The sequence below is a fragment of the Pseudomonas sp. NFR16 genome (assembly GCF_900108875.1).
Classification (GTDB): Bacteria; Pseudomonadota; Gammaproteobacteria; order Pseudomonadales; family Pseudomonadaceae; genus Aquipseudomonas.
In genome coordinates, this window is the sequence record NZ_FNYJ01000001.1 from 1,157,717 (window position 1) to 1,173,490 (window position 15,774).

The following is a 15,774-nucleotide window of genomic DNA, read 5'->3' on the forward strand; positions in this document are numbered from 1 at the left end:
GGACGCCGATGCGTGCGCATTCGGGTTTGGCTCATGGGCCGCGTACCCGTATCATTCGGCAACATCTACTGGACCTACCGGAGACATTAATGAGTCTGCACGAGCTGAACACCTTCCCCGGCGTCACCGCTGAGCCGGACGCCGCTACCGCACAATTCGTGTTCAACCACACCATGCTGCGGGTCAAGGACATCACCGCCTCGCTGGACTTCTACACCCGCGTACTGGGCTTCAGCCTGGTGGAAAAGCGTGACTTTCCGGAAGCCGAATTCAGCCTTTACTTCCTCGCCCTGGTCGACAAGGCGCAGATCCCGGCCGATGACGCCGCACGCACGGTCTGGATGAAAGGCATTCCGGGCATCCTTGAACTCACTCACAACCACGGCACTGAAAAGGATACGGCGTTCGCCTACCACAACGGCAACACCGATCCACGGGGCTTCGGTCACATCTGCATTTCGGTGCCGGACGTGCACGTCGCCTGCGCGCGCTTCGAAGCACTGGGCGTGGACTTCCAGAAACGCCTGACCGACGGCCGCATGAAAAGCCTGGCCTTCATCAAGGACCCGGACGGCTATTGGGTGGAGATCATTCAGCCAACGCCGGTTGGCGGGGCGTAAGGGTCGAATCCCTGCCCGGTCCGGTTACTTCAAAGACCCGGACCGGCATCGGACTTGTGGGAGGCAGTCTTTCGTGAACAACCCGTTCACGAATCAATACCTCCCAACCGGGACTCAAGTCCTGAAAACAAAAAAACCTCATGATCGCTCATGAGGTTTTTTCGTTTACAGTCTGACTCGGGTGTACATCACGCCGGGGCGCTGGTCCGGATCAGGTGATCGAAAGCGCTCAGCGACGCCTTGGCGCCCTCGCCCACAGCGATCACGATTTGCTTGTACGGCACGGTCGTCACGTCACCGGCCGCGAAGATGCCGGGGATCGACGTCTCGCCGCGCTGATCAATGACGATTTCGCCGCGTGGCGTCAGCTCGATAGTGCCTTTGAGCCATTCGGTATTAGGCAGCAGACCGATCTGCACGAAGATACCCTCCAGCTCGACGTTGATTTCTTCGCCGGTGATGCGGTTCTTGTAACGCAGGCCGTTGACTTTCTGACCGTCGCCGGTCACTTCGCTGGTCAGGGCACTGGTCAGCACTGTCACGTTCGGCAGGCTGTGCAGTTTGCGCTGCAGGACCGCGTCGGCACGCAGCGAGCTGTCGAACTCCAGCAAGGTCACGTGGGAAACGATACCGGCCAGGTCGATAGCAGCCTCGACACCCGAGTTACCGCCGCCGATGACCGCAACACGCTTGCCTTTGAACAGCGGGCCGTCGCAGTGAGGGCAATATGCAACGCCTTTGTTGCGGTATTGCTGCTCGCCGGGAACGTTCATTTCACGCCAGCGCGCGCCGGTCGCCAGAATCACGGTCTTGCCCTTGAGCACGCCGCCGCTGGCGAATTTCACCTGGTGCAGTTCGCCGTCCTTGCCCGGGATCAACTGATCGCCGCGCTGCAGATTCATGATGTCGACGTCGTACTCCTTGACGTGTTCTTCAAGGGCGACCGCCAGTTTCGGGCCTTCGGTGTGCTGAACCGAGATGAAGTTCTCGATCGCCATGGTGTCCAGCACCTGACCGCCGAAACGCTCGGCCGCGACACCGGTGCGAATGCCTTTACGCGCCGCGTAGATAGCTGCGGCCGAACCGGCCGGGCCACCGCCGACGACGAGGACATCGAAGGCTTCCTTGGCGTTGAGTTTCTCTGCCTGACGATCGCCCGCACTGGTGTCGATCTTGGCGAGAATTTCCTCAAGGCCCATGCGGCCCTGACCGAACAGCTCGCCGTTCAGATAAATGCTTGGCACCGACATGATCTGACGGTCAGTCACTTCTTGCTGGAACAGGCCGCCTTCGATGGCCACGTGTTGCACGTTCGGGTTGAGCACCGCCAGCAGGTTCAACGCCTGAACCACATCAGGGCAATTCTGGCAGGTCAGCGAGAAGTAGGTTTCGAACTTGAACTCACCGGTCAGTGCACGGGCCTGTTCAATCGTGTCTTCGCTGGCTTTGGACGGGTAGCCGCCCACTTGCAACAGCGCCAGCACCAGCGAGGTGAATTCGTGACCCATCGGCAGACCGGCGAAACGCAGCTTGATGTCCTGGCCCGGGCTGTTCAGGGCAAAAGACGGCGTGCGAGCGTCGGCACCGTTGGTGTCCAGGGTGATCTTGTTGGAACTGCTGACGATGTCATTGAGCAGCGACAGCATTTCCTGGGATTTCGCGCCGTCATCGAGGGACGCGACGATCTCGATCGGGCGAGTGATCCGCTCCAGGTACGATTTCAATTGAGCTTTAAGATTGGCGTCCAACATGATTCGGCTTCCTTCTGATCTTTGAATTCTGGAAAAAAAAACGCCCGGGCGATGACCGCCCGGGCGTTTTTTGGGGGCGATGCGGTTTACGTGCTCAAGAGCTCATCGCTCCCGGTCCAGCCATGAGAGTCATGGGGACTCAGATCTTGCCAACCAGATCCAGGGATGGAGCCAGGGTCGCTTCACCTTCTTGCCACTTGGCAGGGCAGACTTCACCTGGGTGAGCAGCGACGTATTGAGCAGCCTTGATTTTGCGCAGCAGCTCGGAAGCGTCACGGCCAACGCCGCCATCGTTCAGTTCAACGATTTTGATCTGACCTTCAGGGTTGATCACGAAAGTACCGCGGTCAGCCAGGCCAGCTTCTTCGATCAGCACGTCGAAGTTGCGGGAGATGGTCAGCGTCGGGTCGCCGATCATGGTGTACTGGATTTTGCCGATGGCTGGCGAAGTGTTGTGCCAGGCCGCGTGGGCAAAGTGGGTGTCGGTGGAAACGCTGTAGATTTCAACGCCCAGCTTCTGGAAAGCGTCGTAGTTATCAGCCAGGTCTTCCAGCTCGGTTGGGCAAACGAAGGTGAAGTCAGCCGGGTAGAAGAACACCACAGACCATTTGCCTTTCAGGTCGGCGTCCGACACTTCTACGAAGTTGCCGTTCTTGTACGCAGTCGCTTTGAACGGTTTTACTTGGCTGTTGATGATAGGCATCGGATGGAACTCCTTAGGGTTGTGGAATTTGCGTTGCGAAAATCGATGTGAAGGATATTACGCACAATCGCCGACGAGGGCTCATTGGCAAAGCTCATGCTGACGATTGGTTTTCACTATAAAAGCGCTTTATTAATAGAAGAAATCAGTGACGCTTGGAAGTCATAACATTTCCGCCAGCCTTCACGCGCGTCCAGAGGACAGCGCGGAGCATGCATCAGCCGGCGCGCCAACGAACTCATCCTTGCCCACCCGGTTCGATCAGGCTTCTGACGCGCTGCGCCAGCGCATCGATGGAAAAGGGTTTGGTGAGCATGTCCATGCCCTCTTCGAGGAAATCCCCGCGAATTTCGGCGTTTGGCGCATATCCGGTAATAAACAGGACGCGCAATCCGGGCCGGTGCTGACGCGCGATCTCAGCCAGCTGACGGCCGTTCAGGCCAGGCAGGCCGACATCCGTGACCAATAGATCGACGCGCTGCGGCGACTGAATGAAGGGCAGCGCCGTATGACTGTCGGACGCCACCTCGACTGTGTAGCCCAGATCCCTCAGCACATCGACCACAAGCATGCGGACGTCAGGCTCGTCTTCGACCACCAGCACGCGCTCACCCCGGACCGCACGGGGCGGATCGACGTGGTCGTCGGGCACCGCCTGACGCTCGACGGGCTGGAGATGACACGGCAGGTACAGGTCGACCCGGGTGCCGCGGCCTTCGCTGCTGTCGATCAGCACCTGCCCGCCGGTCTGATGGATGAAGCCGTAGACCATCGACAGACCAAGCCCTGTGCCCTGCCCGATAGGCTTAGTGGTGAAGAATGGGTCGAACGCCCGCGCGATGACTTCGCCCGACATGCCGCAGCCGGTGTCTTGCACGCCCAGCCGCACATAATCGCCAGGAGCCAGTGAATCATGCAGCACGGCCACGTGGGCCAGCTCGGTCTGAATCAGCAGTCGTCCGCCATCGGGCATGGCGTCGCGGGCATTGATCACCAAGTTCAGCAGCGCGTTTTCCAGCTGATGTTCATCGGTATTGGTCAGACGCAAAGCGGTGTTGAGGTCGACTTCCAGCTCAATGCTTTCACCAATGGTGCGCCGCAACAGTTCTTCCATGGACACAACCATGCGATTGACGTCCACCGGGCGCGGATTGAGCGATTGGCGGCGGGCGAACGCGAGCAGCCGGTGGGTCAGGGAGGCAGCGCGGTTGGCTGAACTCATCGCCGCGTCGATGTAGCGATCGATCTCCGACACCCGCCCTGCGGCCACGCGCCGCTGGATCAGATCCAGCGCGCCCAGCACGCCGGTGAGCATGTTGTTGAAGTCGTGGGCGATGCCGCCGGTGAGCTGGCCGATCGCGTCCATCTTCTGCGCGTGACGCAGCGCTTCTTCGGCCTGGGCGCGCTCGCTGATCTCGATCTGCAGTCGCTGGTTGATGTCCGCCAGCTCGCGGGTACGCTCGGCCACGCGCAGTTCGAGGCTTTCGTTCAGCTCGCGCAGGGCATCCTCTGCCTTGACCTGAGCCGTGATGTCGGTGCTTGTCCCAAGCCAGTACGTGATGTTGCCGCTTTCGTCGCGAATGGGCAGCGCGCGGGAGAGAAACCAGCGGTACAGACCGTCCTTGCCACGCAACGGGAAGGTGTCTTCCCAGATCGAGCCCGTGGCGAAGCAGCGGCGCAGGCGGGACTCCACGCGTTGCAGATGATCCGGGTGATACAACGAGCGCCAGCCCAGCGCCATCATTGCCTCGTGCGAGGTGCCGGTGTAGCTGTACCAGCGCTGGTTGTACCAATAGATCCTTCCGCCCGGATCGGCGATCCAGGCCAACTGACTCATGTTATCGGCCAGACTGCGAAACTGCCGCTCACTCTCATGCAGAGCTTCTGCTCGGGAGAACGCCTGGTCGTCAGGTTCAACGGGATTCAAAGGCATGGCTGCCGCAAAGCTCTTGCTGGTACTGGTCACAAAGTCGGTCCGTCCCTGATTACGTTAGCTCGTCCGCCCCAATCCATGGGCCGGACGCTTTTACATGAATGCCGCCTGGTGTCAGCGCGTGGCGGTACGCATGGTGACAAATTCTTCTGCCGCTGTCGGATGCACGCCGATCGTGTCGTCGAAAATCTGCTTGGTGGCGCCAGCCTTCAGGGCAATGGCCAGACTCTGGACAATTTCTCCCGCATCCGGGCCGACCATGTGGCAACCCAATACGCGATCGGACTTGGCGTCGACCACCAGCTTCATCAGCGTACGCTCCTGGTTGTCCGTCAGGGACAACTTCATGGGGCGGAAGCGGCTCTCGAAAATCTGCACATCATGCCCGGCTTTTATCGCCTCGGCTTCGGTGAGCCCCACCGTGCCGATATTCGGCAGGCTGAAGACCGCCGTCGGTATATGCCGGTAATCCACGGCGCGGTACTGATCAGGCTTGAACAGTCGACGCGCGACCGCCATGCCTTCGGCGAGTGCCACGGGCGTGAGTTGTACGCGGCCGATGATATCGCCTACGGCTATGATCGACGGTTCGCTGGTCTGATAGTGCTCGTCGACCTTGATGAAACCCTTATCGTCGAGCGCGACGTTGACCGTGTCCATGCCCAGGTTGTCGAGCATCGGACGGCGGCCGGTCGCGTAGAAGACGCAGTCAGTATTGAACGAGCTGCCATCGTTGAGCGTCAGCTCCAGGGTGCCATCCGCCAGCTTCTCGATGCGCTCGATCTGCGTATGGAAGCGGATGTCCATTCGGTGTTTGGTCAGCTCCTGATGCAGGTGCGTGCGCACGCTGTCATCAAAACCGCGCAGGAACAGCTCGCCGCGGTACATCAGCGACACCTCGGCGCCGAGGCCATTGAAAATCGAGGCGAACTCCACGGCAATGTAACCACCACCGACCACCACGACGCGCTTGGGCATCTGTTTGAGGAAGAACACTTCATTGGACGTGATGGCGTGCTCGCGGCCCGGGATCTCCGGAATCTGCGGCCAGCCGCCGGTGGCGATCATGATGTGCTCAGCGGTGTGCACCTGGCCGTTGACCTCGACCTCGTGCGGCCCGCGCAGACGCGCATGCCCTTCCATCAAGGTCACGCCGCTGTTGACGAGCAGGCCACGGTAAATATCGTTGAGACGGCTGATCTCTCGATTCTTGTTGGCAATCAGCGTCGGCCAGTCGAACACGGCCTCGCCGCTGCTCCAGCCAAAGCTTTTGGCCTGTTCGAATTCTTCGGAAAAATGCGCGCCGTAGACCATCAACTTCTTCGGCACACAGCCTACGTTGACGCAGGTGCCTCCCAGATAGCGGCTTTCGGCGACCGCCACGCGTGCACCGAAACCGGCAGAAAACCGTGCGGCGCGGACGCCCGCGGAACCGGCGCCGATCACGAAAAGGTCGAAGTCGTAGGTCATTTCTGTCTCCTTGGCAGGCCGCTAGCATAACCGCTCCAGCGCTCTCGGCAAGTTCTGTAGGACAGAAACGACAAAGCCACCCTAAGGTGGCTTTGTCTGACATACAGATGCCGGAGACTTCCCGGCACAGTCGAGTTACTGGGTGGATTTACCCGTTTTGTAGAAGTGTTCGAAGCAGAAGTTGGTGGCTTCAACGTAGCCTTCAGCGCCGCCGCAGTCGAAACGCTTACCCTGGAATTTATAGGCCAGAACGTTGCCTTCGGCTGCCTGCTTCATCAGGGCGTCGGTGATCTGAATCTCACCGCCTTTACCCGGCTCGGTCTGTTCGATCTTCTCGAAGATATCCGGGGTAAGGATGTAGCGACCGATGATCGCCAGGTTCGACGGAGCATCTTCCGGCTTGGGTTTTTCGACCATGTCGGTCACGCGGAACAGGCCGTCCTTGATTTCTTCGCCAGCGATCACACCGTACTTGTTGGTCTCGTTCGGGTCGACTTCCTGAATGGCCACGATCGAGCACTTGTATTGCTTGTGCAGTTTGACCATCTGCGCGAGAACGCCTTCGCCATCCAGGTTCACGCACAGGTCATCCGCCAACACCACGGCGAACGGCTCATTGCCGATCAGCGGACGGCCGCTGAGGATAGCGTGACCCAGACCTTTCATTTCGGTCTGACGGGTGTAGGAGAAGCTGCATTCGTCAATCAGGCGACGGATACCGACCAGGTATTTCTCTTTGTCGGTGCCTTTGATCTGGTGTTCGAGCTCGTAGCTGATGTCGAAGTGGTCTTCCAGGGCGCGCTTACCGCGACCGGTCACAATGGAGATTTCATTCAAACCCGCAGCAAGTGCTTCTTCCACGCCGTACTGGATCAGTGGCTTGTTGACAACTGCCAGCATCTCTTTGGGCATGGCTTTGGTCGCTGGCAAGAAGCGAGTGCCGTAACCGGCTGCAGGGAACAAGCATTTCTTGATCATATGAGTCCTTGATGAGGCTGGGGGTGTTGCGGCGCAGTCTAATGAGGCGGCGATGACCTTACAATGGCCGCCACTGGCCGTTCGCTGCCATGGTAGAGGAATAGTTGCGCAGATAGTTCCACACAATTCCCGAGAATACGATGGCAAGCCTGGGCAAACGGATCCCGTAGACAGGCGGGGCGCATGACCCGCTGATTATTCTTAGTCCCTCCGGTCACTCGTGCGTGGCGATCCTTCCCAGCGCAACGGCCATTCAGTGACCCACGAGAGCGTAGCCGCGTTAACGCCTGCGTGCAGGAAAACTGCGATTGCCCTTTACCCGCCGCGCTTTATCATAAGCGGCTGAATCACTTGTCGAGACGGATCGATGTCGGAAGTCAAAAGCGTAAACGGTTACCAGATCAAAAAACTGCAGGACGGCCAGTGGTGGCTGGTGGGTCATGACGACGAGGCGGTCGCCGGGCCGTTCGCCAGCGAGAGCAGCGCCATCGAGGTCGCGGCGGTGTTCCAGGACACGCCGGCGCCACGTCGTCGGGCCGACAAGAAAAACTGACCCTGCCGCCAGCCGCCTCGCAATGAGGCGGCCTTGGCACACCGCCTGGAAAGCCCTCCCGTTAAAAATTCTTCGATGATGCCGGAACGATGGCACCGCACCCAAGTCTGACAATTGCCGCCGCTATTCGGCCCTCATTGTGAAGCACCTGAACATGACCAAGATTTTGTCCATCATTGCAGTACTGGGCCTGACAGGCTGTGCCACCGCACAAAACACTTACCTCAAGAACGGCCAGCAGGGGCTGAACATCGATTGCTCCGGCGAGGCGATGTCATGGGCCGCCTGCTACGAGAAGGCCGACGCATCCTGCGCCGGCACGGGCTACAACATCATCAGCACGAACGGCACGCCGCAGCCTAAGGATGACGACAAGACGCTGGGCGTGGACGTTGGCAACTACAAGACGCGCAGCGTGCTGGTGGTCTGCAAGTAACGCCATCGGCCAGCGCCGGCGGGCAGATGCCGACCGGCTGGCCTCGTCAGAAGCCGCAATTCCCTCATTCGCCTGAGATACAGGCGGTGACTGCGTGCTGCACGTCTTTGGGGCGCAACGGATTATTGCCCATGCGTTCGAACAGCTTGATCGAGCTGCCGCTTGAGCGCGGTTCGATGTCGACGATCGCAGCCGGATCGCTGCTGATGAGTTTCTGCGGAACGATCACTCGCAGCCCGGCGTGGCGCGGCTCGATCTGCGGAGGCTTGCGGCTGTCGGCGATGCGCCCGACAAAGCAGGATGCATAGTCCTTGGGACTCTTGCCCGACATGACGCTCATTGTCGCGGGAGTGTGCTCGATGTCGTTGACGGTCGCACAACCAGTCATCGCCAGAGCCAGAATAACAACCGCCAGTTTCATACAATCCCTCCAGTAAAGGTGCTTACGACAAGCCATGCTTGAATTAAATCCCGGCGCCAGTGACCTTTCCCCCGCAGCGGGGCAATAAAAACCGCGACGGCGAGCAACGCCCAGGCTTGCCGTGCTATCTTTTCGCGTTTTCGAGAATGCCCTGTCTTCGGAGACACCCATGAAATTCGTACACCAGCGCGAGCACCTCAACGAAGACGACATGGTCGTCATCGAATGCTCCCAGCTCTGCAACATACGCCTGATGAGCGACGCGAATTTCCGCAGCTTCAAGAATGGCGGACGCCACACTTACCACGGCGGCGCATTCGATCGCTTCCCGGCCAAGATTGCCGTGCCGAGCACCGGCTTCTGGAACATCACCATCGATACCGCCGGCCGCAAGATGGACACTCACGGTGGCCGCAAAACAACTTTCACCCATTCGATCAAGATCGTTCGTCGCTCGTCTTCGCGCCTGAGCTGATGCGCCCATTGAACACCGGCCTGCGTGAAAACCTTGTGTTCTCGCGCACACCGTCAAGCTTGTCGCCAAGGAGTCAACCGTGAATAGCCCTGCCCCCGTGATCAAATACGCCATCAGCTACAAACTCAACGGTGAGCGCCGTTTCGAGTTCGCCCTGTTGCAATCCCCTTCCGCCGACGAAGCCCTGGCCGCGCTGCAGAAAATGCACGGCGGCAGCGACGATGTGATCAGCGACGTCAAGGTCAGCAAAGCACTGTAATTCCGGTAGCGCCGCGATGATACAACGCAAAGGGATAACGCCCGCCACTTTCGACCTGTTTGCCGACGAGGCTGCGCAGCCGCCAGCAACGGAGCAGATCGGTCCGCGGTCGTGGGTGTTGCGTGGTTTTGCCCTGCCGCTGATGGCACGCCTGCTGCCAGCGCTGGAGGCCGTTCTGAACCAGGCGCCCTTTCGCCACATGGTTACGCCCGGCGGTTACACCATGTCGGTGGCACTGACCAGCTGCGGGCAATACGGCTGGACGACCGACCGCAGCGGCTATAAATACAGCCCCGTCGACCCAGCCACCGGCCAGCCCTGGCCGGACATGCCGGAAGTCTTTCTGGAGCTGGCACGAGCGGCTGCCGAGGCCGCCGGTTTTCACGGATTCGAGCCGGATGCCTGCCTGATCAACCGCTACATACCTGGCGCGAAGATGTCACTGCATCAGGACAAGGATGAGCGCGATCATGGCTGGCCGGTGGTGTCAGTGTCGCTCGGCATTCCCGCGATGTTCCTGTTCGGCGGCCATGCCCGCAGTGACGGCACGCAGCGCGTGCCGTTGTTTCATGGCGATGTGGTGGTCTGGGGCGGCGAAGATCGCCTGCGCTATCACGGGGTCATGCCCATCCGACAGGCCGAGCACCCGCAACTGGGCGAGCAACGCATCAACTTTACCTTCCGCAAGGCCCGCTGAAGGCGCACGCCGACTTCGCCGGGCGCCAACTCAACTGGCCAGCAGCTTCGCAGTCGCCCGCGTCTTGACCGGGCATACCGCGCGATGCAGGTTCAGCGCCGTATTGATGATGCCGATGTGGCTGAACGCCTGCGGGAAGTTGCCCAGCATGCGCCCGGCACGCGGGTCGTATTGCTCCGCAAGCAGGCCCACGTCGTTGCACAACCCGCACAAGCGGTCGAACAGCGCGCTCGCCTCCTCCTCGCGCCCCTGCAGCACGTACACGTCGGCCAGCCAGAACGAGCACACCAGAAATGTCCCTTCGCTGCCGGACACGCCGTCCGTGCTGCGCTCACTGTCATAACGCAGCAGCAAACCGTCCTGCATCAACGATTGCTCGATCTGCGCGACCGTGCCCGTCACCCGCGGGTCGTCCACCGGCAAGAACCCGGTCAGCGCGATCTGCAGCAGGCTGGCGTCCAGTTCCTTGCCGCCGTAGGTCTGCACGAAACTGCCCAGCGCCTCGTCATAGCCATGGGCACAGACGTCGGCATGAATCTGGTCGGCGATCTGCCGATAATGTCGTCCGCGCTCGCGCTCTTCCTGACTGTCGCTTTGCGCCAGCACGCCGGCGTTGCGATCGAACGATACCCAGGCCATGACTTTCGAGTGCGTAAAGTGCCGAGGCTCGGAGCGAATCTCCCAGATACCGGCGTCGGGCAGGTGCCAGACTTTCTCCAGAAACGGCATGATCACTTTCTGGATCTGCGTACTGCGCGGCAAACGCGGCAAGCCGCTTTTCAGCGCCTGGGTCATTGCGTCCGCCACTTCGCCATAAACGTCCAGTTGCATCTGGGTGGCCGCGGCATTGCCGACGCGTACCGGCCGCGAGTGCTCATACCCTGCCAGCCACGGCAACTGATATTCCGGCAGACGCCGCTCGCCGCCCAGCCCGTACATGATCTGCACCTGCTCGGGATTGCCGGCTACCGAGCGCAACAGCCAGTTACGCCACGCGGTGGCCTCTTCGTAATAACCCAGATTCATGAACGCCAACAGTGTCATCGTGGCGTCACGCAGCCAGCAGAAACGGTAATCCCAATTGCGCTCGCCGCCTAACTGTTCCGGCAGCGAGGTGGTCACCGCCGCGACGATCCCGCCAGTGGGCGCATAGGTCATCGCTTTGAGCGTGATCAACGAGCGCTTGACCTGTTCGGTCCAGGGACCGACGTCCGGGCAGCGATCGGAAAACGCTCGCCAGAAGGACTCGGTCTGCTGCAACGCGCGCTCGACGTCGAACGCTTCGTGCACCGGTTCGTGGGAAGCCTGCCAGGACAATGCAAAGCCTAGGCGCTGGCCGGCCTGAACGGAGAACAGGCTCTCGGTGTGATGATCCAGCGGATGCAGTTCGGCGGGCGTGCGCAGCACCAACAGGTCCGGTCCAGCGACGGCGGTCATGGTGTGTGGATCGCGCTTTTCGACCCACGGCACGGTGCTGCCGTAGTCGAAACGGATGGCCAGGTCCATGGCGAAATCGACCCGGCCCTGCAGCCCGACGACGATGCGCACCACGCTGCTGTCGATCTCCATCGGCATGAAATCGATGAGCAACGCCTGGCCGGTGTCGCTGGTAAACAGGGTTTCGAGGATCAGCGTGCCGTCACGATAGCGCCGCCGCGACTGGCTTTTTGCATCGGTGGGCGCCAGCTTCCAGCGACCGTTGTCGCTGTCCCCCAATAACGCCGCAAAACAGGCAGGCGCGTCGAAACGCGGGAAACACAACCAGTCCAGCGACCCGTCGCGGGCCACCAGCGCGGCCGTCCGGCAGTTGCCGAGCAGCGCGTAATCTTCGATCAATACAGCCATGGGAACAGAATTCCTCCTGGTGTCTGAGAAGCCTGCAGGCGCACGGCACGCTGACCATCACTCGCGTAGACGCGGCGATCAGCAGGCCGGACGACTGCAGGAAGGTGCCGCGTTAGTCAGCGCGGCAGGATGTAACGCTCGATGGCGGCCGCCAGGCCGTCCTCCGTGTTGCTGCCGGTGACGTAGTTGGCCTGCGTCTTGACGCCGACTTCTGCCTGCCCCATCGCGATCGACAGCCCGGCACGCAGAAACATCGCGACGTCGTTGCCGGCGTCACCGATGGCCGCCGTGTGGGCCAGATCGACGCCCAGCGTCTGCGCCAGTGTTTCCAGCGCCGACCCCTTGTTGGCGTCCAGCGCGGTCACGTCCAGGTAATACGACTGCGAGCGCGCCGCCCTTGCAGCCTCGGCAATCAGCGGATTGAGCTGGACCTCGAGACGCTTGAGCAGCTCGAAGTCCTTGCTGGCGGCGACGATTTTGTCGATGCGATCAAGGTAGTCCTCGAAGTGCTCGACCTGCACGAAGTCATAACCCAGCGTGTTGCGCTCGTGCTCGACGTAATCCCCTTGCGGGTCGAGCAGCAGCCATTGATCGTCGGCGAAAACCCACACCGACACGTTCTCGCCGGCAAACAGCTCAAGGCTGGTTCGCGCCGCTTTCGGGTCGATGCGATGGGCCTTGAGCAAACTGCCGTCGGGCTTGATGATGTTGGCGCCGTTGAAGGCCACGGTCGGCACTTCGATGCCCAATGCCTCGATCTGCTGACGCATGGCCCGGGGCGGCCGGCTGCTGGCCACCGAGAAATGAATCCCGGCTGCCTGCAGCTTGCGCACCGCCTCAATGTTGGCCTGACTCAGGCTGTGATCGGGTCGCAGCAAGGTGCCGTCAATGTCGGACAGCATGAAACGGATGAGGGGTTGCGTGGCTTCACTCATCCCAGGCGTTGCCAGCTGTGGCCATCGCGGGCCAGCAGTTCGTCCGCCGCTGCCGGTCCATCCTCACCGGCCTTGTAGAACTCCACTCGCGGATCCTTGGCCCAGGCATCGATGAAGGGCTGCACAGCACGCCAGCCGTTCTCGATATTGTCGGCCCGCTGGAACAGGGTCTGATCGCCGGTCAGGCAATCATAGATCAGGGTTTCGTACCCGGTCGATGGCTGCATCTCGAAGAAGTCCTTGTACGCAAAGCCCAGCTCGATGGTCTGCATGTCCAGGGTCGGCCCCGGCTTTTTCGCCTGCAGGTCGAACCACATGCCTTCATCGGGCTGGATCTGGATCTTCAGGAAGTTAGGCGCTACGCGGTCCACGTCGGTGTCCCGGAACTGCGCATAAGGCGCAGGCTTGAAGCAGATCGCGATTTCGGTGTCGCGCACGCTCATGCGCTTGCCGGTGCGCAGATAAAACGGCACACCGACCCAGCGCCAGTTATCGACCATGACTTTGAGCGCGACATAGGTTTCCGTGTTGCTGTCCGCCGCGACGCGGTCCTCTTCACGGTAGCCCGGCACACTTTTGTCACCGACGGTGCTTTCGGTGTACTGCCCACGCACCGAATTGGCCAGGGCTTCCATTTCCGACCACGGCCTGATCGCGCCGATGACCTTGGCCTTTTCACCGCGCACGGCGTCGGCACCGAAGGCCGCCGGCGGCTCCATGGCAACCATCGCCAGCAGCTGGAACAGGTGATTGGGCACCATGTCCCGCAATGCGCCGGTGGTTTCATAGAAACTGCCACGCGTCTCGACGCCGACGGTTTCAGCGGCGGTGATCTGTACGTGGTCGATGTAGTGGTTGTTCCAGAACGATTCGAACAGACCGTTGGAGAAACGGCTGACCAGAATGTTCTGCACCGTTTCCTTGCCCAGATAGTGATCGATCCGGTAGATCTGCTTCTCGCTCATCACCTTCAGCAAGCAGTTGTTCAGCGCCACGGCGCTGGGCAGGTCATGACCAAACGGTTTCTCGATCACCACGCGACGGAAATGATCGTCGCCCTCGACCATCAGCCCCGAGGAGCCGAGACGCTTGGTCACTTCACTGAAGAAGCGCGGCGCGGTCGCCAGGTAGAACACGGCATTGCGCGTGCCGGTACTTTTGATCTTTTCGTCGATGGCGGTGTAAGTCGCGTCGTCGAGAAAATCACCGGTGATGTAGGTGATGCGCTTGGACAGACTGCCCCACAGCGCCGGATCCAGAGGCTCTTCCCCGCCCTGGGCGACCTTGTTGGCCGCCTCCTGACGAATGAAGTCTTCCAGTTTTCTGGCGAAGTCGGCATCGCTGACGGTGTTGTGGTCAACCCCGACGATGTGCAGATCCTCACCCACCAGTCCGTCGCGGAACAGGTTGTAGAGGGCCGGCATCAGCAGTCGCTTGACCAAATCACCGTGCGCGCCGAACAGGAACAGCGTGGTCGCCGGGGCGACCGGGGCTTTCTGCTTGCTTCGGGATAAACCCATTATTTTGGTTCCTTATGACCACCAAATCCGAAACGCATGGCGGAGAGCATCTTGTCGCCGTACGTGCTTTGTTGACGGGAACGGAAGCGAGCGAACAACGAAGTGGACAGCACCGGAACCGGCACGGCCTGCTCCATCGCCGCTTCGATGGTCCAGCGGCCTTCACCACTATCGGCCACGGAACCGGAATAGGCATTGAGCTGAGGATCGGTCGCCAGCGCATCGGCGGTCAGGTCCAGCAGCCAGGAAGACACCACGCTGCCGCGACGCCAGACTTCGGCGATATCGCCCAGATTCAGGTCGAAACGCTGTTCGGCGGGCAGGTTGTCCGAGTTCTTGGTCTTGAGGATGTCGAAGCCCTCGGCGAAGGCCTGCATCATTCCGTACTCAATACCGTTATGGATCATCTTGACGAAATGGCCAGCACCCGGCGGGCCTGCGTGGATGTAACCCTGCTCGGCGCGCGGGTCGGCATCCTTGGCGCGATCTTTGGTGCGCGGGATGTTGCCGATGCCCGGTGCCAGCGTCTTGAACAGCGGATCGAGGCGATCGACGACCTCGGTTTCGCCGCCGATCATCATGCAGTAGCCGCGCTCCAGGCCCCACACGCCGCCCGAAGTGCCGACATCGACGTAATGCAGGCCTTTTTCCTTGAGCGCGATGGAACGACGGACGTCGTCCTTATAGAACGTGTTGCCGCCGTCGATGATGACGTCGTCCTCATCCAGCAGGTCGGCCAGCACGTTGATGGTGTCTTCGGTTGGAGCGCCAGCAGGCAACATCACCCAGACGGCTCGAGGTTTTTCCAGTGCGGCGACCAGTGACGCGAGGTCATTGGCTGGCGTCGAACCTTCGTTGGCGAGCACGGTGCGAGACTGCTCATCGCGATCATAAACCACAGTGGTGTGGCCATTGAGCATCAGTCGACGTGCGATGTTGCCGCCCATGCGGCCTAGTCCAACAATCCCGAGTTGCATGTAGAGGTGCTCCTTAATCAAATACAGGGGTGCCTCATTTTATAGCCCAGTGCCGCCTGTAGGGTTAGTCCGGGGAGGCAAACGAAGGTTTCCCGGTGAAAATAGTTTCATGTACCGCAAGACAGAGGTCTGCAAGACTGCCTTAAGACGCCGGTTTTCGCGATCAAGAAACGTTCGCGACAATTAAAAATAAAAAAGTTC

15 protein-coding genes and 1 pseudogene are annotated in these 15,774 nt (G+C 60.5%); 6 read left to right on the top strand and 10 right to left on the bottom strand.

The window, feature by feature from the left end; genetic code table 11:
* Positions 1-89: 89 nt before the first annotated feature.
* On the top strand, positions 90-620 hold the full coding sequence (gloA, locus tag BMZ10_RS05180) for a lactoylglutathione lyase (protein WP_093458946.1): 531 nt from the start codon (positions 90-92) through the stop codon (positions 618-620).
* Between the two features lie 188 nt (positions 621-808).
* On the opposite strand, the gene ahpF is transcribed toward gloA, so the two are convergent.
* The 5 genes and pseudogenes from ahpF to galU all read right to left on the bottom strand — a co-directional run bounded on the left by ahpF (position 809) and on the right by galU (position 7,455).
* The gene (gene ahpF, locus BMZ10_RS05185; protein WP_093458947.1) at positions 809-2,371 is read right to left on the bottom strand and encodes an alkyl hydroperoxide reductase subunit F; all 1,563 of its coding nucleotides are present in this window, start codon (positions 2,369-2,371) and stop codon (positions 809-811) included.
* Positions 2,372-2,510: 139 nt separating this feature from the next.
* Positions 2,511-3,074, bottom strand: coding sequence for an alkyl hydroperoxide reductase subunit C (gene ahpC, locus BMZ10_RS05190; RefSeq protein WP_017128507.1), 564 nt, complete (start codon positions 3,072-3,074; stop codon positions 2,511-2,513).
* Positions 3,075-3,312: 238 nt separating this feature from the next.
* Positions 3,313-4,956 (bottom strand): annotated as a pseudogene (locus tag BMZ10_RS05195) (ATP-binding protein); the annotation flags it as partial.
* 165 nt (positions 4,957-5,121) lie between these two features.
* Positions 5,122-6,477, bottom strand: coding sequence for a glutathione-disulfide reductase (gorA, locus tag BMZ10_RS05200; protein WP_093458948.1), 1,356 nt, complete (start codon positions 6,475-6,477; stop codon positions 5,122-5,124).
* Between the two features lie 135 nt (positions 6,478-6,612).
* Positions 6,613-7,455, bottom strand: coding sequence for a UTP--glucose-1-phosphate uridylyltransferase GalU (galU, locus tag BMZ10_RS05205; RefSeq protein WP_093458949.1), 843 nt, complete (start codon positions 7,453-7,455; stop codon positions 6,613-6,615).
* Positions 7,456-7,822: 367 nt separating this feature from the next.
* Here galU and BMZ10_RS05210 point away from each other — a divergent pair, with 367 nt between their 5' ends.
* Both BMZ10_RS05210 and BMZ10_RS05215 read left to right on the top strand, forming a co-directional pair.
* Positions 7,823-8,008, top strand: coding sequence for a hypothetical protein (locus tag BMZ10_RS05210; RefSeq protein ID WP_093458950.1), 186 nt, complete (start codon positions 7,823-7,825; stop codon positions 8,006-8,008).
* Between the two features lie 154 nt (positions 8,009-8,162).
* Complete coding sequence (locus tag BMZ10_RS05215; protein ID WP_093458951.1) at positions 8,163-8,444, top strand: hypothetical protein; 282 nt, start codon at positions 8,163-8,165, stop codon at positions 8,442-8,444.
* A gap of 64 nt (positions 8,445-8,508) precedes the next feature.
* Here the strand turns inward: BMZ10_RS05215 and BMZ10_RS05220 are convergent, their stop codons facing one another.
* A complete protein-coding gene (locus tag BMZ10_RS05220) occupies positions 8,509-8,865 on the bottom strand; it encodes a hypothetical protein (RefSeq protein WP_093458952.1) in 357 nt (118 codons plus the stop codon).
* Between the two features lie 169 nt (positions 8,866-9,034).
* Here BMZ10_RS05220 and BMZ10_RS05225 point away from each other — a divergent pair, with 169 nt between their 5' ends.
* From BMZ10_RS05225 to alkB, 3 genes are all read left to right on the top strand, one after another.
* Positions 9,035-9,340 carry a DUF1883 domain-containing protein gene (locus tag BMZ10_RS05225; RefSeq protein ID WP_093458953.1) on the top strand — a complete coding sequence of 102 codons (306 nt, stop codon included), beginning with the start codon at positions 9,035-9,037 and terminating at the stop codon, positions 9,338-9,340.
* 79 nt (positions 9,341-9,419) lie between these two features.
* Complete coding sequence (locus BMZ10_RS05230; protein ID WP_093458954.1) at positions 9,420-9,599, top strand: hypothetical protein; 180 nt, start codon at positions 9,420-9,422, stop codon at positions 9,597-9,599.
* Positions 9,600-9,615: 16 nt separating this feature from the next.
* Positions 9,616-10,296, top strand: a complete 681-nt coding sequence (gene alkB / locus BMZ10_RS05235; protein WP_177182042.1) for a DNA oxidative demethylase AlkB — start codon at positions 9,616-9,618, stop codon at positions 10,294-10,296.
* 30 nt (positions 10,297-10,326) lie between these two features.
* On the opposite strand, the gene BMZ10_RS05240 is transcribed toward alkB, so the two are convergent.
* From BMZ10_RS05240 to gnd, 4 genes are all read right to left on the bottom strand, one after another.
* A complete protein-coding gene (locus BMZ10_RS05240; protein ID WP_093458955.1) occupies positions 10,327-12,141 on the bottom strand; it encodes a glycoside hydrolase family 15 protein in 1,815 nt (604 codons plus the stop codon).
* A gap of 116 nt (positions 12,142-12,257) precedes the next feature.
* Positions 12,258-13,076 carry an HAD family hydrolase gene (locus tag BMZ10_RS05245; RefSeq protein WP_093458956.1) on the bottom strand — a complete coding sequence of 273 codons (819 nt, stop codon included), beginning with the start codon at positions 13,074-13,076 and terminating at the stop codon, positions 12,258-12,260.
* The gene (gene zwf / locus BMZ10_RS05250) at positions 13,073-14,596 is read right to left on the bottom strand and encodes a glucose-6-phosphate dehydrogenase (RefSeq protein WP_093458957.1); all 1,524 of its coding nucleotides are present in this window, start codon (positions 14,594-14,596) and stop codon (positions 13,073-13,075) included. Before zwf ends, BMZ10_RS05245 begins: the two co-directional genes overlap by 4 nt.
* Complete coding sequence (gene gnd, locus BMZ10_RS05255) at positions 14,596-15,573, bottom strand: phosphogluconate dehydrogenase (NAD(+)-dependent, decarboxylating) (RefSeq protein WP_093458958.1); 978 nt, start codon at positions 15,571-15,573, stop codon at positions 14,596-14,598. Before gnd ends, zwf begins: the two co-directional genes overlap by 1 nt.
* Between the last annotated feature and the right edge of the window lie 201 nt (positions 15,574-15,774).

Bases quoted from the DNA above. Each gene is read 5' to 3' on its own strand.
- galU (WP_093458949.1), bottom strand. From the start codon at position 7,455: ATGATCAAGAAATGCTTGTTCCCTGCAGCCGGTTACGGCACTCGCTTC.
- BMZ10_RS05225 (WP_093458953.1), top strand. From the start codon at position 9,035: ATGAAATTCGTACACCAGCGCGAGCACCTCAACGAAGACGACATGGTC.
- ahpC (WP_017128507.1), bottom strand. From the start codon at position 3,074: ATGCCTATCATCAACAGCCAAGTAAAACCGTTCAAAGCGACTGCGTAC.
- BMZ10_RS05220 (WP_093458952.1), bottom strand. From the start codon at position 8,865: ATGAAACTGGCGGTTGTTATTCTGGCTCTGGCGATGACTGGTTGTGCG.
- BMZ10_RS05240 (WP_093458955.1), bottom strand. From the start codon at position 12,141: ATGGCTGTATTGATCGAAGATTACGCGCTGCTCGGCAACTGCCGGACG.
- alkB (WP_177182042.1), top strand. From the start codon at position 9,616: ATGATACAACGCAAAGGGATAACGCCCGCCACTTTCGACCTGTTTGCC.
- gorA (WP_093458948.1), bottom strand. From the start codon at position 6,477: ATGACCTACGACTTCGACCTTTTCGTGATCGGCGCCGGTTCCGCGGGC.
- ahpF (WP_093458947.1), bottom strand. From the start codon at position 2,371: ATGTTGGACGCCAATCTTAAAGCTCAATTGAAATCGTACCTGGAGCGG.
- BMZ10_RS05215 (WP_093458951.1), top strand. From the start codon at position 8,163: ATGACCAAGATTTTGTCCATCATTGCAGTACTGGGCCTGACAGGCTGT.
- BMZ10_RS05245 (WP_093458956.1), bottom strand. From the start codon at position 13,076: ATGAGTGAAGCCACGCAACCCCTCATCCGTTTCATGCTGTCCGACATT.
- BMZ10_RS05210 (WP_093458950.1), top strand. From the start codon at position 7,823: ATGTCGGAAGTCAAAAGCGTAAACGGTTACCAGATCAAAAAACTGCAG.
- gnd (WP_093458958.1), bottom strand. From the start codon at position 15,573: ATGCAACTCGGGATTGTTGGACTAGGCCGCATGGGCGGCAACATCGCA.
- gloA (WP_093458946.1), top strand. From the start codon at position 90: ATGAGTCTGCACGAGCTGAACACCTTCCCCGGCGTCACCGCTGAGCCG.
- zwf (WP_093458957.1), bottom strand. From the start codon at position 14,596: ATGGGTTTATCCCGAAGCAAGCAGAAAGCCCCGGTCGCCCCGGCGACC.